The 17,988-nt window shown below is 58.3% G+C and carries 21 protein-coding genes; 10 read left to right on the forward strand and 11 right to left on the reverse strand.

The genetic code is table 11. The annotated features are described in order from the left end of the window. Nucleotides 1-4: 4 nt before the first annotated feature. From AXE86_RS06765 to rbsK, 3 genes are read left to right on the forward strand one after another with little or no spacing between them, the layout of a single operon-like run. Entirely contained in the window at nucleotides 5-1,150 is a 1,146-nt protein-coding gene (locus AXE86_RS06765; RefSeq protein ID WP_061945805.1) for a M20 family metallopeptidase, read from the forward strand. Nucleotides 1,151-1,160: 10 nt separating this feature from the next. Next, nucleotides 1,161-2,195 carry a LacI family DNA-binding transcriptional regulator gene (locus AXE86_RS06770; RefSeq protein WP_061945807.1) on the forward strand — a complete coding sequence of 345 codons (1,035 nt, stop codon included), beginning with the start codon at nucleotides 1,161-1,163 and terminating at the stop codon, nucleotides 2,193-2,195. Beyond that, the gene (rbsK, locus tag AXE86_RS06775) at nucleotides 2,192-3,124 is read left to right on the forward strand and encodes a ribokinase (RefSeq protein WP_061945808.1); all 933 of its coding nucleotides are present in this window, start codon (nucleotides 2,192-2,194) and stop codon (nucleotides 3,122-3,124) included. The genes AXE86_RS06770 and rbsK overlap by 4 nt, the downstream gene beginning before the upstream one ends. Before the next feature lie 132 nt (nucleotides 3,125-3,256). Here rbsK and AXE86_RS06780 read toward each other — a convergent pair whose 3' ends face one another. After that, complete coding sequence (locus AXE86_RS06780) at nucleotides 3,257-4,144, reverse strand: fructose bisphosphate aldolase (RefSeq protein WP_061945810.1); 888 nt, start codon at nucleotides 4,142-4,144, stop codon at nucleotides 3,257-3,259. 151 nt (nucleotides 4,145-4,295) lie between these two features. Here AXE86_RS06780 and AXE86_RS06785 point away from each other — a divergent pair, with 151 nt between their 5' ends. Continuing rightward, nucleotides 4,296-5,111, forward strand: coding sequence for a DUF6630 family protein (locus tag AXE86_RS06785; RefSeq protein ID WP_071884706.1), 816 nt, complete (start codon nucleotides 4,296-4,298; stop codon nucleotides 5,109-5,111). Between the two features lie 193 nt (nucleotides 5,112-5,304). On the opposite strand, the gene sucD is transcribed toward AXE86_RS06785, so the two are convergent. From sucD to AXE86_RS06820, 7 genes are all read right to left on the reverse strand, one after another. Then, on the reverse strand, nucleotides 5,305-6,210 hold the full coding sequence (gene sucD, locus AXE86_RS06790) for a succinate--CoA ligase subunit alpha (protein ID WP_061945812.1): 906 nt from the start codon (nucleotides 6,208-6,210) through the stop codon (nucleotides 5,305-5,307). A gap of 18 nt (nucleotides 6,211-6,228) precedes the next feature. Further along, on the reverse strand, nucleotides 6,229-7,419 hold the full coding sequence (gene sucC, locus AXE86_RS06795; RefSeq protein WP_061945814.1) for an ADP-forming succinate--CoA ligase subunit beta: 1,191 nt from the start codon (nucleotides 7,417-7,419) through the stop codon (nucleotides 6,229-6,231). A gap of 196 nt (nucleotides 7,420-7,615) precedes the next feature. Next, complete coding sequence (locus tag AXE86_RS06800) at nucleotides 7,616-8,689, reverse strand: aldose epimerase family protein (RefSeq protein WP_061945816.1); 1,074 nt, start codon at nucleotides 8,687-8,689, stop codon at nucleotides 7,616-7,618. Between the two features lie 46 nt (nucleotides 8,690-8,735). Then, nucleotides 8,736-8,942, reverse strand: coding sequence for a ferredoxin (locus AXE86_RS06805; RefSeq protein WP_061945818.1), 207 nt, complete (start codon nucleotides 8,940-8,942; stop codon nucleotides 8,736-8,738). Between the two features lie 94 nt (nucleotides 8,943-9,036). Then, nucleotides 9,037-10,770 (reverse strand): phosphoenolpyruvate--protein phosphotransferase, encoded by a 1,734-nt coding sequence (ptsP, locus tag AXE86_RS06810; protein ID WP_061945819.1) that lies wholly within the window; start codon nucleotides 10,768-10,770, stop codon nucleotides 9,037-9,039. Between the two features lie 107 nt (nucleotides 10,771-10,877). Beyond that, nucleotides 10,878-11,144: an HPr family phosphocarrier protein gene (locus tag AXE86_RS06815; protein ID WP_039981290.1), complete on the reverse strand. Its 267-nt coding sequence runs from the start codon at nucleotides 11,142-11,144 to the stop codon at nucleotides 10,878-10,880. A gap of 209 nt (nucleotides 11,145-11,353) precedes the next feature. Then, on the reverse strand, nucleotides 11,354-13,114 hold the full coding sequence (locus AXE86_RS06820; protein WP_061945821.1) for a 1-deoxy-D-xylulose-5-phosphate synthase: 1,761 nt from the start codon (nucleotides 13,112-13,114) through the stop codon (nucleotides 11,354-11,356). A 180-nt stretch (nucleotides 13,115-13,294) separates the two neighbouring features. On the opposite strand from AXE86_RS06820, the gene AXE86_RS06825 reads away from it, so the two are divergent. Continuing rightward, the gene (locus AXE86_RS06825; RefSeq protein ID WP_061946965.1) at nucleotides 13,295-13,852 is read left to right on the forward strand and encodes an acyl-CoA thioesterase; all 558 of its coding nucleotides are present in this window, start codon (nucleotides 13,295-13,297) and stop codon (nucleotides 13,850-13,852) included. 33 nt (nucleotides 13,853-13,885) lie between these two features. Here AXE86_RS06825 and AXE86_RS06830 read toward each other — a convergent pair whose 3' ends face one another. The 3 genes from AXE86_RS06830 to AXE86_RS12740 form a co-directional block, all read right to left on the reverse strand. Next, nucleotides 13,886-14,368, reverse strand: a complete 483-nt coding sequence (locus AXE86_RS06830) for a methylated-DNA--[protein]-cysteine S-methyltransferase (protein ID WP_061945823.1) — start codon at nucleotides 14,366-14,368, stop codon at nucleotides 13,886-13,888. Next, nucleotides 14,365-15,540: an MFS transporter gene (locus AXE86_RS06835; RefSeq protein WP_071884707.1), complete on the reverse strand. Its 1,176-nt coding sequence runs from the start codon at nucleotides 15,538-15,540 to the stop codon at nucleotides 14,365-14,367. The genes AXE86_RS06830 and AXE86_RS06835 overlap by 4 nt, the downstream gene beginning before the upstream one ends. A 121-nt stretch (nucleotides 15,541-15,661) precedes the next feature. Continuing rightward, nucleotides 15,662-15,799, reverse strand: a complete 138-nt coding sequence (locus tag AXE86_RS12740) for a hypothetical protein (protein WP_157064429.1) — start codon at nucleotides 15,797-15,799, stop codon at nucleotides 15,662-15,664. Between the two features lie 40 nt (nucleotides 15,800-15,839). Between AXE86_RS12740 and AXE86_RS12890 the strand changes: the two genes are divergently transcribed. The 5 genes from AXE86_RS12890 to AXE86_RS12905 are packed head-to-tail and all read left to right on the forward strand — an operon-like array spanning nucleotide 15,840 to nucleotide 17,969. Beyond that, nucleotides 15,840-16,067 carry a hypothetical protein gene (locus AXE86_RS12890; RefSeq protein ID WP_061945827.1) on the forward strand — a complete coding sequence of 76 codons (228 nt, stop codon included), beginning with the start codon at nucleotides 15,840-15,842 and terminating at the stop codon, nucleotides 16,065-16,067. 36 nt (nucleotides 16,068-16,103) lie between these two features. Then, nucleotides 16,104-16,229 carry a hypothetical protein gene (locus AXE86_RS13490; RefSeq protein WP_257721066.1) on the forward strand — a complete coding sequence of 42 codons (126 nt, stop codon included), beginning with the start codon at nucleotides 16,104-16,106 and terminating at the stop codon, nucleotides 16,227-16,229. Beyond that, nucleotides 16,226-17,143 (forward strand): DUF1156 domain-containing protein, encoded by a 918-nt coding sequence (locus AXE86_RS12895; RefSeq protein WP_198145247.1) that lies wholly within the window; start codon nucleotides 16,226-16,228, stop codon nucleotides 17,141-17,143. The genes AXE86_RS13490 and AXE86_RS12895 overlap by 4 nt, the downstream gene beginning before the upstream one ends. 27 nt (nucleotides 17,144-17,170) lie before the next feature. Then, nucleotides 17,171-17,665: a hypothetical protein gene (locus AXE86_RS12900; RefSeq protein WP_061945831.1), complete on the forward strand. Its 495-nt coding sequence runs from the start codon at nucleotides 17,171-17,173 to the stop codon at nucleotides 17,663-17,665. A 1-nt stretch (nucleotide 17,666) separates the two neighbouring features. Beyond that, on the forward strand, nucleotides 17,667-17,969 hold the full coding sequence (locus AXE86_RS12905; RefSeq protein WP_061945833.1) for a hypothetical protein: 303 nt from the start codon (nucleotides 17,667-17,669) through the stop codon (nucleotides 17,967-17,969). The last annotated feature ends 19 nt before the right edge of the window (nucleotides 17,970-17,988 follow it).

Below are 17,988 nucleotides of genomic sequence, written 5' to 3' on the forward strand. Positions count from 1 at the left end.
AACGATGGATCGTGATGAGGCACTGTCCGTCCTAAAGATGCTTGTCGAAACCAATACGACAAATCCACCGGGCAATGAACAACGGCTCGCTGAAAAAATCAAGGGACTTTTGGACGGCAGTGCTGCTGAGAGTTATATCGTACCCTGCGGAGAGGACAGAGCCAGTCTTGTTTCCAGGATTGTTGGTACGGGGAAGGAACCTCCCTTGATTCTCTGCGGTCATATGGATACAGTTCCGTTCGGTGATCCGGAGCGTTGGTCATTCCCGCCCGATCAGCTCACGCAGAAGGGAGATCTCCTGTACGGTCGCGGAACGAGCGATATGAAGAGCGGTCTCGCAGCAATGCTCTGCGCATTTCGCACCGCTGCACAGCGGGAAGAGTTGCCCAGAGGAGATATCTACCTCGCATTGACGGCGGATGAAGAGTCGTCAGGACTCGGAGCTGAGACGATTGCGGCGGAGCTCCCGCTCCAAGGCGGTATTCTATATATTGCAGAGCCGACGGATAATGCGATCGGTATATGCTCCAAGGGGACGCTGTGGGTCAGACTCAATGTACAGGGCCAGACGGCACATGGTGCCTATCCTGAGAAAGGCGTCAATGCTGTTGATGCTGCTTATGAAGCGTACACAAATATACGCAAATATGTTGAGGGGTTTCATCATGCACTGCTCGGGCACGCGACCTGCACGCTTTCGGGAATTTCCGGCGGTGTAAAGGAGAATATGGTAGCGGATCGGTGTACGATGACACTTGATATTCGAACGACGCCGAATCTGTCGAACCAAGATGCTCTGCAGCAGATAAAGCGCATCTGCTGCGAGGTCTGTGGGGGGCACACAGGTGCTGTTATAAGCCTTGATGTCCTGAACGATCGGAGTCCCGTGTCGATCGACCCAGAGGCATCTGCCGTCCAATCCCTCCGGAAAATAGTGCATAAATGCACGGGGGTGATGCCTATGCATAAGGGAATTAAGTTTTTTTCGGATGCATCGATCTTCATTCGTCACTGCTCGAAACTTCAATGCATTCAGTTCGGCCCTGGACGGGATGATTGCGCACACATTGCGGATGAATTCGTTGAGACGAACAAATATCTTGCTGCCGTTGTTTGCTATGATGAACTGCTGCGTGCGTATTTTGACTAAGGATTGGAAGATGGCTACAACGCTGAAGGATGTTGCGAAGGCGACTGGGCTCTCGACGACCACTGTTTCTTTGGTCCTTAATGGGAAACCCCACCGTATTTCTGAGGAAAAATGCAAACTGGTCGAGGATACAGCCAAGAAAATGGACTATCACCCGAATAAATTTGCCGTCGGTTTGGTAAAAAACATTACGAAGACCATCGGTCTCATTATTCCGGATATCACGAATGTATTCTTCTCGGAGATTGTAAAGGGGCTTGAAGACAAGCTCCATGAAAATGAGTACAACCTGATGCTCGGCAACTCCAATGACAAGCACCGTTTGGAACTGTCTTCCGTCAATATGATGAATACTCAGATGGTTGACGGTTTGGTTATGATCATGTCATCGGAAACCTTGGGGGAGAAAGAGAGACAGACGCTCTCGGCACTCAGAAAGATGAATCGGCCGGTCGTTCTCATCGATTGCTTTAACGAACCTGGCGGGTTCAGCACTGTTTCGATCGACAACTACAAAGCTTCTTATATGGCCGTGGAATACTTGCTCTCACTAGGACATCATCGGATTGCATGTATTTGTGGTCCGTTGGGGCTCAAGACGAATGACGATCGTCTGCGCGGCTACACGACAGCGCTGGAACAGCATGGGGTTTCCTATGACCCGGCGCTGATTGTTGAAGGGGATTTTCGTTACCGTAGCGGTTATGCCTCCATACCTGTTCTTCTCCCCAAGGCTCCCACTGCGATTCTCTGTTTGAATGACATGATGGCATACGGTGCGATCAATGCCTTGAAGGATCAGGGAATTGAAGTTCCGGATGATATCTCCGTTATGGGGTTTGACGATATCTTTTTCTCACAGATTATCGCCGTTCCGCTGACCTCTATCCGTCAGCCGGCATATACCATGGGAAATAAAGCAGGGGATCTCATCCTGCAGGAGATTTCTCGTCACACAAAACCTCGGCGTGTGATTCTTGATCCCACCATCGAGATTCGAAAAAGCACACAAAAACTTAGAGAAGCGGGAGGAAAGCCGGAATGATTGCCGTGATTGGTTCCAACAACATGGATTTAATCTCCTATGTACAGCGAATGCCAGAGCCGGGCGAGACGCTTGCAATGAAGGATTTTTCGATCGCGTATGGCGGGAAAGGTGCCAACCAAGCTGTGGCTGCTGCACGCATGGGAGCGGATATTCTGATGCTGACTGCTGTCGGCACAGATGTTTTCGGACAGGATATCGATGTACATCTGCGTGCAGAGGGAATCCGAGGAGATTACATAAAGCACGTTGATGCTCCCAATGGAACCGCCAGCATCTGGGTGGATGATACGGCACAAAATCGCATTCTGATCCATAAGGGGGCGAATGCCCTGCTCAACGTTCAAGATATTGAGCGTGCAGCAGAGGATTTGCGGAAGTGTTCGATGATTATTCTGCAGTTAGAAGTCGACTACGATGTCGTTTATCATGCTGTTTCCTTTGGGCGGGAGCATGGTGTACCTATTTTGCTTAATCCGGCGCCTGCCAGCACGGAACTGGATATGGCACGTATCTCTTGCTGTGATTTTTTCATGCCGAATGAGACGGAGTTGGAGATTCTCACGAACCATGTGGTCGACACGATGGATGCCATCCAGGAGGCGGGAGCAATTCTGCTTGCACAGGGGATGAAAAATGTTATTGTAACACTCGGTTCAAAGGGTGTTCTTTGGCTGCATGCAGGTGGAGCTGAATTGATTCCAGCATTTGTGGTAGAGGCAGTGGATACGACCGGTGCGGGAGATTCCTTTATTGGATGCTTTGCTGCCGTGTATGAACGGGAGAAAAATGTCAGAGATGCACTTCGGTGGGCGAATGCGTTTGCTGCATTGGGGGTACAGAAGCGAGGTGCGCAGTCATCATATCCAACCCGCGGAGATGTGGAGCGATTTATCACGGGAGGCGGTACGGAGTCTCTCAAAAATTAGGATTGAAGCGCAGGGAAAAGATTCCTTGCGCTTTTATGGTTGTCGAAAGGCACGACACCATCCCCCGCCGGAATGCGGTGGGGGATGGTGTCGTGAGAATATAGGGAGAAGGACAGTACGGACAACCGTGCATCAGGTAATGGACGCCATGTAGATGCTGTCGACGGCCTTTTCCAGCACGGCGTCAAACTCCGCGTCGCTTTGGCTGGCACGCAAGTCCTGCGCGAGGGCGCGGGAGAAGCTGGCGATGAGGCCGTGGTTGCGTGCGAGTTTCTCGTTCGCATCGCTCTGGGAGTAGCCTCCGCTGAGGGCGACGACGCGAACGACATGCGGGTTCTTCATAATCTCGGCGTAGAGATTATCGACACTGGGGATGGTGAACTTGAACATGAGTTTTGCATCGGCAGGGAGCTTGGCGAGGTTCTCCTTGATGACGCCGCACATGATCTCCTCTGCCATCGCCTTGTCGGGGCAGTGGATATCGACCTCTGGCTCGAGGATGGGGACGAGGCCCTTTGCGATGATCTCCTTGCCAAACGTAAACTGTTGGTCGATGATGGCACGGATGCTGTCAGGGTTTGCCTCCTTGATGACAGAGCGCATCTTCGTGCCGAAAATGTGGCGTGCGTTCGCGCGGTCAAGGAGTGTGCTGAGGTCAGGGATGGGCTTCATGAGTTGGACGCCGTCCACCTCGGGCGCAAGCCCCTTGTCGACCTTCAGGATGGGGATGATGCCCTTTTTCTCCCAGAGATAGTCGGCGGTGTAGAGGCCGTCGATCTTGCGGTCCATTGTGTTCTCAAAGAGGATGGCGGCAAGAATTTTGCTCTTGTCGAATGCGGGGCTCTTGATGATGCGCGTGCGCATCTCGTGAACGCGCGTAAACATCTCCTCGTCACCCTGGTAGGCGCTCTCGTCGATGCCGTATGCCTTCAGAGCCTTTGGCGTCGAGCCGCCGCTCTGATCGAGTGCGGCGACAAAGCCCTTGTCGTGCTCCATGCGGGTGAGCTGCTGCTGGTTCATAACAGATTCCTCCTTGTTTGTTTTGCTGCACAAGCAGAAACACAACGAAGATGATATTTTTTATCAAAAAACAGAAAGCGGCGAATTGAGCCGATGCGGTGAATATGATAGAATATTCAGCAGATGTGTGTATGGAATAAGAAGATACGCCATGAGTCTTTATGATTGGATGCAGGAAAAAGTCTTTCATACCTACGAGACATGGCGGCTGAAAAACAGCATATACAATAGGACTGGATTTCACATTGTCGCCATCGAAAAGCAGCTTGGGGCGATGCGGGACGGTGTCAATATGTACGTGGAGCTGTATCCGCCGCACGCGATACAGGGCTGTACGTGTATGAAGGCAATGCATGGGCGGCAGCGCGGTCGGGTGAATCTGATGCTCGTGATGGATGGAAAAACGTATGGGATCACCGATCTCAGCAGTGATGATGCCGCTGTGATGATGCGGTCTTTCGTGAAGCATGCGGTACTTCCGCCCGCCGACGCGTATGTGGACATGCACGAGACGGGCAGTGCGGAGAAAAAGGAAGCGTTCACGGCAGTGGCAGAGCTGCTGCTCGGCGATGATGCGCAGACATTCTGCCGACGGGTGAAGCCGCCGAAGTGCACCGAGGAGAGCGATGCGTGGAATGACGCATGGTATGAGCTTGCGGAGGAACTGGTCTCCTGCGGGCGGGCCGTCATGCTGGACACAAAAACTGCGAAGGAGGAATTTTTCGCCGCGCTGTATGAGCTGACAGCGGGACGGACGATCGCCCTTCCTGCGGCGCTCAGCGCGGAATACGGTGTCCCGGCGTGGAGCAAAGAAATTAATGCGCAGTGGACGGATACGCTGCTCGCGGGGATGGACATTGGTACGGACGACTACGTGCTGCTCGTTCTGCCTGTGGAGGTGTTTTACCGCGCGAAAGAACTCGCGCAGACTTTCCTGCAGCGGATTGCGCGCGCGGAGGAGCTGTAAGGTGACGCATTGTTCCTTAACAATTGTTTACCGATTTGAGGTGTTCTACACCGTGGATACCGAAGGTGCAGTAGTGACAGTGCTCCGTGTGATCTATGGCGGGCGGGATATTGATCAGACGTTTCACACATAAAAATGCGGTCGGACGAAGATAGATTTCTTCATCCGACCGTGTTTTACTTTTTATTGCCTTTTAGCAGGTGTGGCACTTGTCGTAGAGACCTTTCTCCTTGAGGAGCTTGACCATGGTCTCGCCGATGTGGGCGACGGTGTCCGCGACGGGAATGCCTGCCGCGTTGAGCGCTGCGACCTTATCCGCCGCCGTGCCCTTGCCGCCGGAGATGATGGCGCCGGCGTGGCCCATGCGCTTGCCCGGAGGCGCCTGACGCCCTGCGATGAAGGCGGAGACGGGCTTGTTCGGCATGTTCTCCTTGATCCACTTTGCCGCGTCCTCCTCGGCCGTGCCGCCGATCTCACCGATGATGAGGACGGCGTAGGTGTCGGGGTCGTCCTTAAAGAGCTGGAGCGCGTCGATGAAGTCTGTGCCCTTGACGGGGTCGCCGCCGATGCCGACGGTGGTCGTCTGGCCGATGCCCGCGTTCGTGAGCTGGAAGGCCGCCTCGTAGGTGAGGGTGCCGGAGCGTGAGATGAGGCCGACGTGGCCGGGCTTGCTGACGGTGCCCGGTGTGATGCCGAGCTTCGACTGCTGGGCGGTGAGGAGGCCGGGGCAGTTCGGCCCGACGAGACGGGTCTTTTTGCCCTGCATATAGCGGCGTACTTTCACCATGTCGAGCACGGGGATGTGCTCGGTGATGCAGACGACGAGGTCGAGCTTTGCGTCAACCGCCTCGAGGATGGAGTCCGCCGCAAAGCGTGCGGGGACGTAGATGACGGATGCCGTTGCGCCCGTTGCCTTGACGGCGTCGGCGACGGTGTTGAAGACGGGGACGCCGTGAACCTCCTGGCCTGCCTTGCCGGGGGTGACGCCTGCGACGATCTTCGTGCCGTAGGCGAGCATCTGTTGCGTATGGAACATTGCTGCCTTGCCCGTGATGCCCTGGACGATGACTTTGGTGTCCTTATCGATCATGACTGACATATCGTATACCTCCCTTTCTCACGCCTTCGCCTGTGCGACGAGTTTCACGATCTGCTCTGCACCGCCCTCCATCGTGGGTGCGGGGAATACGTTGCCGATCGGTGTGTTCTTGAGGAGCTCGCGTCCCTCCTCGACCTTCGTGCCCTCGAGGCGGACGACAACGGGAACCGGGAGGGATTTCCCGTCCTTCGAGATGATCTTTGCCGCCTCGATGATGCCGTTGGCGATGTTGTCACAGCGGTTGATGCCGCCGAAGATGTTGACGAAGATGCCCTTTGCCTGACCGCCCTCAAGCATGATGCTGAATGCTTTGGCGATCTTCTCGGGCTCGGAGTCGCCGCCGACATCGAGGAAGTTCGCGGGCTCGCCGCCGTAGTGCTTGATGATGTCGACGGTTGCCATGGCGAGGCCTGCACCGTTGACCATGCACGCGACGTCGCCGCCGAGGTTGACATAGTTGAGCCCTGCGGCCGCCGCCTCGCGCTCCTTCGGATCCTCCTCGGTCTCGTCGCGCAGCTCCGCGATGTCGGGGTGACGGAAGAGGGCGCTGTCGTCAAAGTTGAGCTTCGCGTCGAGTGCGATCACATCGTCGTCCTCGGTGACGACGAGCGGGTTGATCTCGACCTGCGAGCAGTCCTTGCCGATGAATGCGGCGTAGAGTCCCTGCATGAGCGCCGCTGCCTTGCGGACGGCGGGGCCGGGGATGTTGATGGCGTACGCCATGCGCGTCGCCTGGAACGGAGCAAGCCCGATGACGGGGTCGATATACTCCTTGATGATTTTCTCGGGGGACTCGGCGGCGACCTTCTCGATCTCCACGCCGCCCTCCTCGGAGCCCATCATAACGATGCTCGCCGTCTGGCGGTCAACGACGAAGGAGAGGTAGTATTCCTTTTTGATCTTTGAGCCCTCCTCGATGAGGAGGCGGTTCACGACCTTGCCCTCGGGGCCCGTCTGGTGGGTGACGAGTGTCTTGCCGAGGAGCTCCTGCGCGTAGGCGCGGACCTCGTCCTTGTTCTTCGCGATCTTGACGCCGCCTGCCTTGCCGCGTCCGCCTGCGTGGATCTGCGCCTTGACGACGATGACGGGGGTGCTGAGCTTCTCCGCATTCGCGACCGCCTCATCGACGGTAAACGCCGGCAGTCCGTTCGGGACATTAACGCCAAATTCGCGCAGAACCTGCTTGGATTGGTACTCGTGAATGTTCATTTACAATCCTCCCTTAACTTTTGTGACGAAAGCACAACTCTTGCTCCTATTCTACCGCCCCCGTATGTAAAAGTCTAGCAATTTTGTATAAATAAATGATTGAAAAAACCTCGTGCAGCATAAAGGATTTCTATGAATGCGGATAAAAAACTGCTGCGCAGAAGGTGCGCAGCAGTCTCACGATGAAGTTGTCCGCTCAGATCTCAGTCAGGCGGTAGACGGTCTCTGACGTCCAGACCTCGCCCTCGCGCAGGATGGGCTGTGGGAAATGCGGATTCGCGAATGCGTTCGGGAAGAACTGTGTCTCAAGGCAGAATGCACTGCGCCGTGTGTAGGGGGCGCCGCCCTTACCGACAAGCGGCGATTTGCCGAGGGCATTTGCCGTGTAGAACTGCAGTCCGGGCTGGGTCGTCCAGCAGTCGAGGGCGAGCCCTGTCTGCGCGCTCGTGACGCGCGCCGCCTTTTTGAGATGGGCATAGGGCGCGGGGGCGGGATCGCCGCGCAGCACCCAGTTGTGGTCGTAGCCGCCGGCCATGCGGAGCTCGTCGTAGTCCGCGTCGATGCGCTCGCCGATGCGATGCGGCGCGGTGAAGTCCATCGGCGTGCCCGCGACGGGGAGGATGCGCCCGTCGGGCAGGGACTCGGCGTCCGCCCACGTAAAGTTATCGGCGAAGATCTCCGCCGTGTGCTCCATGACGGAGGGGGCGGTTGTGCCGTCGAGGTTGAAGTAGGCGTGGTTCGTGAGGTTGCAGACGGTGTCCGCGTCGCTCACAGCGCGGTAGGAGAGGATGAGCGCGTCGTCGTCGGTGAGGCGGTAGGTCGCGGTCGCCTCGAGGTTGCCGGGGTAGCCGCCCTCGCCGTCGGGGCTGATCGCCGTGAGCGCCACGCCGTCCGTGACGGGCTCCGCCGTCCAGAGATGGTAGTGCAGGCCGTGCGTTCCGCCGTGGATGTGGTTCTGCTTGTGCGAGCCCGAGTTCTGCTCGAGCTGGTAGGTATGCCCGCCGATCGTGACGCGTCCGTCCGCAATGCGGTTGGCGTGTCGTCCGACAACGCCGCCCATCGACGTTGTGTCGCGCAGGTAGTCCGCGCCGCTCCGATAGCCGAGGACGATGTCGATCGGCGTGCCGTTCACCTCGCGTGCAAACGAGACGAGCCGTGCCCCGTAGGTCGTGACGGCGACGGTCGTTCCGCGTGCGTTCCGCAGTGTATAGAGCTCGATCGCGCGCCCATCCGGCATCGTGCCGAACGGTGATTTCGTTACCTCTGTCATGATATATCCCCCTTTGTTCCTGACACAAAATGATATTCTTATTTTATCACAAAGAGACGGCTTTCGTACAAAAAACTATCGCCCCCGTCGGGCAGTCCTCCGCCGCCTCGAGGGCATCGTCCTCCTCCATCAGGTCGGGCTGACGCAGGAGGCGGGCGCAGCGCAGCGTGCGATCGATCACGAAGAGGTCGGGCAGCCGCTCCGCGCACATGCCGCAGGAGACACAGGCGGTGCTGTCGATGGATAGGGTCATTATGTCCTCCAAACAAAAACTGCGGTGTGGCGTATGATTCCACACCGCAGCTACTCTGCATAGATTTTTCAGAGAATCACGGATCAGCGATTCTTCAGATCTTCGCGCTGGCGTCCGATGCCTCGAGCGTCTTGTGCATGTAGGCGCGGATATCGACGCCGTGCTCCATCTTCATCACATCGTCGAGGAGCTGCTTTGCCTGTTCCATGGTGACGGAGCGGATCATCTCCTTGACGCGCGGAATGGACGGCGCGCTCATGGAGAGCTCCGAGATGCCCATGCCGAGGAGGAGGACGGCAGCGTACGGGTCGCTTGCCATCTCGCCGCACATGCCCGCCCAGATGCCCGCTTCGCGCGCACTCTCGATTGTGCGCTTGATGAGACGCAGGACGGCGGGATTGAACGGGTTGTAGAGATGGGCGATCTGCGCGTTGCCGCGGTCGACCGCGAGGGTGTACTGAATGAGATCATTCGTTCCGATGCTGAAGAAGTCCACGTACGGTGCGAGGAGTGAGGAGACGACAGCGGCGGCAGGGGTCTCGACCATGATGCCGACCTGTACGTCGTCGGAGTACTCCTTACCCTCGTGGGCGAGCTCGACCTTGGCCTGCTCGACGAGCTTCTGCACGCGCTGGATCTCGCTGACGCTGATGACCATCGGCACCATCATCGCCGCCTTGCCGTAGAGGCCGGCGCGCAGGATCGCCTTGATCTGCGGGAGGAAGAGGTCGTGCCGGTCGAGGCTGATGCGCAGGGCGCGATAGCCGAGGAATGGGTTCTCCTCCGGGTCGATGTTGAGATAGGGCAGGGGCTTGTCGCCGCCGATGTCCATCGTGCGTATGACGCAGATGTTGCCGCCGCATTTCTCGACCGCAGCGCGGTATGCCTTGAACTGATCCTCCTCCGTCGGGATCGTTGTCGAGCCCATGAAGATGAACTCGGAGCGGAACAGCCCGACGCCCTCCGCACCGTAGGTCAGTGCGTTGTCCACGTCCATGTGCGTGCCGATGTTTGCCGTCAGCTCGACGCGCACGCCGTCCTTTGTGACGGCGGGGAGATCCTTGAGCGCGGCGTAGTGCGCCGCGAGTTTTTTCTGCTCCTCGATCTTCGTCTCGTAGAGGGAGCGCTCCTCCTCCGTCGGGCGGATGACGATGTCGCCGCGGCTGCCGTCGAGGATGACCTCGTCGCCGTCATGGATGAGGTCGATCTTGTCGCCGATGCCGAGGACGGTCGGGATGGCGCGTGCCTTTGCGATGATGACGACGTGGCTCGTCGCGCTGCCCGAGCCGAGGATGACGCCCGCGATCTGCTCGGTGGGCATGCCTGCGACGACGGACGGCTCGATCTCCTCGCCGACGAGGATGACCTGACTGGAGCCGATCTCCGGCTCCTTGACGCCGAGGACGTATTTCGCGATGCGCTTGCCCACGTCGCGCAGATCGACCGCGCGCGCGGCGAAGTACTCGTCCTCCATCTGCTCAAAGAGCTGTGCCTGCTCGTTCGCCGCGTCGAGGATGCCCTGCGGTGCGCTGCCCGTCGCCGCGATCTTGGCGGCGATGTTCTCCGCCATCATGGGGTCCTGCACCATCATGCGGTGCGCCTCGAGAATGGCGGCCTGCTCCGTCTGCTCCTCTTTGCGCAGACGGTCGATGGTTGAGAGCAGCACCTCAGTGACGGCGGAGATTGCCTCATTCGCCTTTGCCTGCTCCTCGTCCACCGTACCTGGTTTATAGGCGGCAAGGTAGCCGTCAAGGTTCTGCCCAGCGAGCAGGACCTGTCCGACAGCGATGCCGGAGATGACGCCTTTTCCACGGATGGTTTCTGCCATAACAATCCCCTTTCCCCATGGGAATCTGCACAGTGAAAATTTTTCTGTGGTGACTGATGAAAAAACGCCGCGAGGAATATGTACCCTCGGGCGTCCTCCGTATGATTTTACTCCTCGCCGAACTTCGAGTTGACGAGATCGGCAAGAGCCTTCACGGCATCTGCCTCATCCTCACCCTCGGCGATGATATTCATCTGCGTGCCCTGCACGAGCCCCATGCTCATCAGCATGAGAATGCTCTTGGCATCGACCTTCTTGCCCTTTGCCTCGATCTGGATCTTGGACTTGAACTTCGTCGCCGTCTGGACGAATACCGATGCGGGACGCGCGTGAATGCCCGTCTTGTTCTCGATGGTTACTGTCTCCTGCGTCATATAAAACCTCTCCCATCCGAATAGATAGATGACCATATCCCCTGTGCCGCACCGATGTGGGGGCACACGTGAACCAATAGTATGGATATTATACTATAAATGAAGGGGCTTTTCAATAACTCTCACCGCTGTGAGCGCGGGATAATTTTGGCGGATGATTGATCCGGTGAAGCCTGCTGACTGCTGTCAATGGTTCGTCTGAGCGGCACTCATTTTTTCTTCAGCGTGCGCAGTGTATCCGCCACGATCTGCTCGGCGGTGAGATGATGCTCCCGCGCCAGTTCCTCGGGATTGTAGCGGTCGTGGAATTCCTTCGAGAGCCCGTAGCAGCGCACGCGGATGTGCTCGTCCATGCCGTAGTATGCGGCGATCTTCTGCCCGAAGCCGCCCTCGAGCGTGCCGTCCTCGAGGGTGAGGATGAGGCGGTGTTTCGCCTTCAGCCTGTCGAGCAGCTCCGTATCGAGCCCCGAGAGGAAGATCGGGTTGATGACCGTCGCGTGCACGCCGTCCTTCGCGAGCTCGGCGGCCGCGTCACTCGCCATCTGTGCGAAGTTGCCGGTACCGATGATGGCGACCTCCGCGCCCTCCGTGACGACCTGATAGCGATTGAGTGCGCTGTAGTCCGTGCGCACGGGGTAGGGCGACGTCTCATAGCCCATGACGGGCACGCGGATCATGACGGGATGCGCCGTCTGCGCGAGCGCCCAGCGCAGCACCGCGAGATACTCCTCGATACCTGCGGGCGCGAGAAAGACGAGGTTCGGGATATTCGCGAAGAGCGGGATGTCGAAGAAGCCGAGATGCGTCACGTCGTTCATGTAGTACATGGATGCTCCGACGGTGAGGAAAACGGCGGGGTTGTTGTTGACCGCGACGTCCTGCGCCATCTGATCGTAGACGCGCTGGAAGAACGTGCTGTACGTACCGAAGATGGGGCGCGCGCCGCCGCGCGCGAGCCCCGATGCCATCGCGACGGCCTGCTCCTCTGCGATGCCCACGTCGACGTACTGCGCGCCGAGCGCCGCGCGGTCGGCGGGCGTGAGCCCGATGCCGCCCATCGTGCCCGCCGCGAGGAAGACAAAGTTCGGATTCCTCTGTGCCTCTGCCTTGACGAAGTCCACCGTCGCCGCGAGGAAGGGATCGGTGTACGGCTGCTTCAGTGCGCCCGTCTCAATGTCAAAAGGCATACGGTAGTGCCACGTCTCATGGTCTTCCTCGGCGAATTTGTAGCCCTTGCCCTTCTGCGTATGGATGTGGACGACGACGGGCGTTTGGCTGTCCTTTACCGCACGGAACGCATCAATCAGTGCCTCGCAGTCGTTGCCGTCGGCGACGTAGCGGTAGTCGAGGCCCATCGCGCGAAAGAGGTTATTCTCCGCCGTGCCGTTCGTCTCGCGCAGGCGGCGGAATTCCTTATACATGCCGCCGTGGTTCTCGGCGATGGACTGATCATTGTCGTTAAAGACGATGATGAAGTTCGTCTGCATCTCGCCCGCGACGTTCAGCCCCTCGAGTGCCTCACCGCCCGACATCGAGCCGTCGCCGATGAAGGCAATGATGTTCTCGTGGCGTCCCGCGAGGTCACGCGCCTTGGCGAGACCCGTCGCGAGGCTGATCGAGGTGGACGTATGTCCGACGTTGAAGAAATCGTGCGGGCTCTCCTCGGGATTCGTATAGCCCGAGACCTCATCGTACTCCTTTTCCACGAGATACGCCTCGACGCGCCCCGTCAGCATCTTATGCGGGTAGGACTGATGCGACACGTCGTAGACGATCTTGTCCGTCGGCGAGTCGAACACTGTGTGCAGGGCGATGATCGCCTCGACTGCGCCAAAGTCGGGGCCGAAGTGCCCGCCGTGAATGCTCGCGCGCTTTAGGAGTGCCTCGCGCATCTCCTGTGCGAGCGCCCTGCGCTGCTCTGCCGTATACCCCTTGATGTCGGCAGGCGACGTGATGTTTTCCAGATACAAAGAAATCCCCCTTTTCCTGTGTTCCAATCCATTCCTATGGCGATTATACCACCGATGGAGCCGCAGGTGTCAAGGAGGATTTTGCCGGTCATCTTTTGTTGCCCATGTGACGGATTTTTTCAGTTAAATATGATAAAATCACTTTGATCTACGTAATTTATGGAAGGGATGGAACAGAATATGAGTGAATGCAAAATGAAGGACAGCCGCATCGTCATCAGCGAGGTCATGATGCCGAGTCAGGCCAACCCGAACGGGAATGTCCACGGCGGTGAGATCATGAAGCTGATGGACTCGGCAGCATACGCGGCGGCGCGGCGCTATGCGCGCTCGAACGTCGTCACGGCGCGCGTCGATGAGCTCGAGTTTCACCTGCCGATCCGCATCGGCGACCTCGTCGTCGTGACGGCAGATATCGTCTACGTCGGACACAGCTCGATGGAGATCTCCGTCAACGTCATCGTCGAGGATCTCGATGAGGGCAGCGATCCGCAGCTCGGACTCTCGGCGTACTTTACCATGGTTGCGCTCGACCGCAATGCACGCCCGAAGACCGTGCCGCCGCTCGAGCTCAAGACCGAGGAGGCGCGTGCCGCCTTCGAGGAGGGCAAACGCCGCTACGAGGCGCACAAGGCGCGCAAGCGCGGCGTCACTATTCCCACGGGCGGCTGTGTCTGTGACGCGATTGCCCAGCAGGCGAAGGCGTCACGTGAACAGAGAGAGGCGGAGAAGCCGTGAAGTAAGTGCGTCGTGAAGCCGCTCGGGGAAACGCTATAGAACCCCCTCAAGCCGCAGCAGATACTCCTTTTTGTCCAGTCCACCCGCGTAGCCCGTCAGACTGCCGTCTGCACCGATGACGCGGTGGCAGGGGATGATGATGGAGATCGGGTTGCGTCCGACCGCGCCGCCGACGGCCTGTGCCGACATCCGACCGCCGCGTGCGGCAGCGATGCGCGCGGCGATCCTGCCATACGTCGTCGTCGTGCCGTAGGGAATCCCGCGCAGGACCTTCCAGACCGCCTGCTGAAATGCTGTGCCGTGCGGCGCAAGCGGCGGCAGAGCACCGGGATCACGCCCCGCGAAGTACACATCGAGCCAACGACAGACCTCTCTAAATACGGGGAGGTCTTTTTGTGTGTGCACAGCAGATACCTCGGGGACTCCTTCGGCGAAGTCCAACTCCGTCAGTGCCGTACCGTTGCTCACGAGGATAATTTTGCCGAGCGGCGAGGAATAGTGTGTCGTGTAGGTCATGCGGATGCGCCCCTTTTCACAGGCGGCAGGAGGAAGGCGAACACAGCGGGGATGAGGGCGATGGCGGCGACGGTGAGGAGTGCTGTCGTGAGTCCCTGTCCATCTGCGATATGGCCGAGCACGGGCGTAAAGACGCCGCCGACACTGACCGCGAGCCCGAGCGTCACGCCTGAGGCGAGCCCCACGCGGTTCGGGAGGTACTGCTGACCGAGCACCACCATCGGGCTGTAGATGAGACTGAGCGACGCCGCAATCGGCAGGAGGAGCAGGGCGGCGAGCACGAGGGAGTGTACCTGCGTAAAGAGGAAGATGCACGGCGGCAGAATCACTGCTCCGATGCGGATCATGCGGTGATAGCCATAGCGGTCGGCGAGCCGCCCGCCGAGCAGCGTGCACGCCGCGCCGATTGCATAGTAGACGCTCAGCACGGCGTTGCCCATCGCCTCCGTCTGTCCGAGCGCCTGAATCCAGTACAGCGCGAGAAAGGTATTGATGCCGAAGAAAATGATCGAACGCCCGAAGACAATGGCGGTCAGACGCAGGAACGAGCTCCACTGATCGACGCCCTGCGGACGTGCCTTTTCCTCCGCCGCCTGCGGTGCAACGTTCAGCTCGTAGAGCCCACGCAGATGATGGCGGAAGACGGCGCAGATGATGACCTCGGGGATGAGAAAGACGAGCGTTCCCACGAGGCCGAACGTTGTCACGGCGGCGGTCATGACCACAGGACCGAGGGCAAAGCCGAGATTGCCGCCAAAAGAAAAGATGCTGATATTCTTCGCGCGCTCGCCCTCCGCCGTGGCGTGATGCACGAGCCGCGCCGCCTGCGGGTGGAACATCGCCGCGCCCGTCCCGCTCACCGCGACTGCTGCGCACAGAGCGGGGAACGTCGTCACCACACCCGTGAGTGCCATGCCGCCGCCGGCGAGGAGGAGCCCGAGCGGAATCAGCCACGGGCGATTGTGTCGATCGGCGAGCTGCCCGAAGATCGGCTGCACCACCGAGCCGACGAGATTTGAGAACAGCACGAGCGTCGCCGCCGTCGCATAGTCGTAGTGATAGGCCGCGATCAGGAACGGCAGCACCGCCGCGAGCGCGCCCTGATTGATGTCCGAGCACAGATGCCCGCACGAGATCAGATAGTTATAGGTCCTTACCTTTGTTGTTGCCACACAAAATGCCCCCTGCCGAATGAGATGCGTTCTATTATAGAACAAAACGGGCACGCATGGTAGGGGGCGTCTGTGACTTAAGGCATCACCGATAGATCAGCAGGCACATTTATAAAGCCACTCAATACTTCCCGCCCGTGTCGCCGTGGCTGCCGCCGCCCGAGGAGGACGATGACGAGGAGGATTTTGCCTTCGCCGTGCGCACGACGCGCGAGGTGATATAGCTGTCGTCGCTCACGGAGGACGACTGGTCGGGCACGCGTGGCCTCGCCGAGGACGTACGCTACTACGGCGAGTGGATGAAGCAGCGGGCGTTTGAGAGGATTGGACACCTCTATCCGAAGGTCAAGGATGCCGATGGCGTGGAGCATACCGTTATCACATGGCTCTGGACAAGGACTGTGAAATGTCCGAATTCTGCGTGTGCTTGCGCAATGCCGCTCGCGAGCAGCTTTGAGCTGTCGAAGAAAAAGGGAAAAGAGGCATACGTTCAGCCGATTATCGAGAGAACACATATTCGCTATTAGGTAAGGCAGGGAAAGGGCCCACCAGAGCCGCCGAAGATGGGGCGCGGCGCGAAGTTTCGCTGCCTTTGCTGTGGGGAGATGGCAACGCCCGAGTATATCAAGATAGAGGCAACAGCGGAGCGCATGGGCGCGGATTTGATGGGGATTGTTGCGAGGGGGTGAATGGACGAACGTATCTGCCCGCTGATGAGGTGCAGACAAATGCCGCAACGGTTCACAAGCCGACGGATGTTCCTGTCCAGTCCTTGGCAAATGACCCCCGCAATATTTGGTGTACGAACTATGGTCTGGATACGGTCGACAAACTCTTTACGAATCGTCAGCTCCTAGCCCTCACGACGTTTAGCGAGCTTGTTGCCGAGGCGCGTGCGCAAGTTGAAGCTGACGGCGGAAGTATGGAATATGCACAGGCATTGTCGGTGTATTTGGCGTTTGGTGTTAGCCGTATGACAGACATTAACAACGTACTATGCCGATGGGAGACAACGAAAACACAGGTACGAAATTTGTTCGGGCGACAGGCGATTCCTATGATGTGGGATTTTGCTGAAAACAATGTATTTGGTGAAGCCGCTGGCGGGTATATGGTCAGCTTGCGCTCAATTATAACAGTCATAGAGCGATTTCAAACGGAAAACGAAAAAAGCGTGGCTGCCCAGTGTGATGCCCAGTCGGACTGTGGTCTCGAAAACATTATGATTTCGACCGACCCGCCCTACTATGATAATATTGCCTATGCGGATCTCTCGGATTTTATTTATGTATGGATGCGCCAGAGTCTCAAAGACATCTATCCCGCGCTGTTTCGGACGATGCTCGTTCCGAAGGCGGAGGAACTCGTTGCAACGCCGTACCGATTCGGGGGGAGTACCGAGAAGGCGAAAATGTTTTTCGAGGATGGCATGGTGAACGCATGCAAACGGATGTATGCAGCTGCCGTTGACGATATTCCCGTTACGATTTACTATGCGTTCAAGCAGCGCGATACAGACACGCAGGATGCGACTGCCTCCATGGGCTGGGAGACGATGCTCTCAGCGATCATCCGAGCGGGATTCTGTATCACGGGCACATGACCGATACGGACGGAGCTTTCCAATCGGATGATTGGACGCGATGCAAACGCTCTCGCCTCCTCCATCGTCCTTGTCTGTCGCAAGCGTCCCGCCGATGCACCGGTCGCTACCCGGCGTGACTTCCTCACGGCGCTCAAGCGTGAGCTAAAGCCCGCCCTTGTGAACCTCCAAGAGAGCAATATCGTACCCGTGGATATTGCGCAGAGTGCCATCGGTCCCGGCATGGCGGTCTACTCGCGCTATCGCGAGGTGCTTGAGGCAGACGGTATGCCGATGACGGTGCGCACGGCCCTCCAGCTCATCAATCAAGAGTGGTATCAATACTTCTTCGAGCAGGAGGGAGAACTCGATCGGGATACGATTTTCTGTGTGGCCCTCTATACGCAGTACGCATTCCGCGAAGGTGAAGTTCGGCGATGTGGATGTGCTCGCGCGTGCGAAGAATACGAGCACCGACCGCCTACGGGAGAAGGGCATTCTCTACGCGGAGCGGGGGACGGTACGCCTCCTGCAGCGCGATGAGATGGCAGCACAGAGGACGTTCGATGCCTCTGTGACATGGCAGGTTGTTCAGCGTCTCGCCCATGCGCTCGATGTGGATGGTGTGGAGGGCGCGGCGCAGATCGTTGTGGGGCTTTCCTCGGAGGACGCAGAGAAGGCACGCGCACTCGCCTATCGCCTGTTCCAGACGGCGGAGCGGCGGGGCTGGGCGCAGGAAGCCTATGCGTATAACACGCTGGTCACGAATTGGCGGGCGGTCCAGGAAGCTGCCGCGCAGATAAAGAAAGAGCAAGCAGCGAATCAGGGCGGGCTCTTTGCCGAGTAGACGTTTCACAGGAGGAATG

Origin of the sequence: Selenomonas sp. oral taxon 136, assembly GCF_001554015.1 — a bacterium.
In the GTDB taxonomy this organism is placed as follows: Bacteria; Bacillota; Negativicutes; order Selenomonadales; family Selenomonadaceae; genus Centipeda; species Centipeda felix.

What these genes read in the sequence shown, in the direction of transcription:
- AXE86_RS12900 (WP_061945831.1), top strand. Translation starts at nt 17,171, where the DNA reads ATGATTGGACGCGATGCAAACGCTCTCGCCTCCTCCATCGTCCTTGTC.
- AXE86_RS13490 (WP_257721066.1), top strand. Translation starts at nt 16,104, where the DNA reads ATGGGGCGCGGCGCGAAGTTTCGCTGCCTTTGCTGTGGGGAGATGGCA.
- rbsK (WP_061945808.1), top strand. Translation starts at nt 2,192, where the DNA reads ATGATTGCCGTGATTGGTTCCAACAACATGGATTTAATCTCCTATGTA.
- AXE86_RS06800 (WP_061945816.1), bottom strand. Translation starts at nt 8,689, where the DNA reads ATGACAGAGGTAACGAAATCACCGTTCGGCACGATGCCGGATGGGCGC.
- AXE86_RS06770 (WP_061945807.1), top strand. Translation starts at nt 1,161, where the DNA reads ATGGCTACAACGCTGAAGGATGTTGCGAAGGCGACTGGGCTCTCGACG.
- AXE86_RS06815 (WP_039981290.1), bottom strand. Translation starts at nt 11,144, where the DNA reads ATGACGCAGGAGACAGTAACCATCGAGAACAAGACGGGCATTCACGCG.
- AXE86_RS06785 (WP_071884706.1), top strand. Translation starts at nt 4,296, where the DNA reads ATGAGTCTTTATGATTGGATGCAGGAAAAAGTCTTTCATACCTACGAG.
- AXE86_RS06830 (WP_061945823.1), bottom strand. Translation starts at nt 14,368, where the DNA reads ATGACCTACACGACACACTATTCCTCGCCGCTCGGCAAAATTATCCTC.
- sucD (WP_061945812.1), bottom strand. Translation starts at nt 6,210, where the DNA reads ATGTCAGTCATGATCGATAAGGACACCAAAGTCATCGTCCAGGGCATC.
- AXE86_RS12905 (WP_061945833.1), top strand. Translation starts at nt 17,667, where the DNA reads ATGGCAGCACAGAGGACGTTCGATGCCTCTGTGACATGGCAGGTTGTT.
- AXE86_RS06780 (WP_061945810.1), bottom strand. Translation starts at nt 4,144, where the DNA reads ATGAACCAGCAGCAGCTCACCCGCATGGAGCACGACAAGGGCTTTGTC.
- AXE86_RS06765 (WP_061945805.1), top strand. Translation starts at nt 5, where the DNA reads ATGGATCGTGATGAGGCACTGTCCGTCCTAAAGATGCTTGTCGAAACC.
- ptsP (WP_061945819.1), bottom strand. Translation starts at nt 10,770, where the DNA reads ATGGCAGAAACCATCCGTGGAAAAGGCGTCATCTCCGGCATCGCTGTC.
- AXE86_RS12890 (WP_061945827.1), top strand. Translation starts at nt 15,840, where the DNA reads ATGAAGCAGCGGGCGTTTGAGAGGATTGGACACCTCTATCCGAAGGTC.
- AXE86_RS06825 (WP_061946965.1), top strand. Translation starts at nt 13,295, where the DNA reads ATGAGTGAATGCAAAATGAAGGACAGCCGCATCGTCATCAGCGAGGTC.
- sucC (WP_061945814.1), bottom strand. Translation starts at nt 7,419, where the DNA reads ATGAACATTCACGAGTACCAATCCAAGCAGGTTCTGCGCGAATTTGGC.
- AXE86_RS06805 (WP_061945818.1), bottom strand. Translation starts at nt 8,942, where the DNA reads ATGACCCTATCCATCGACAGCACCGCCTGTGTCTCCTGCGGCATGTGC.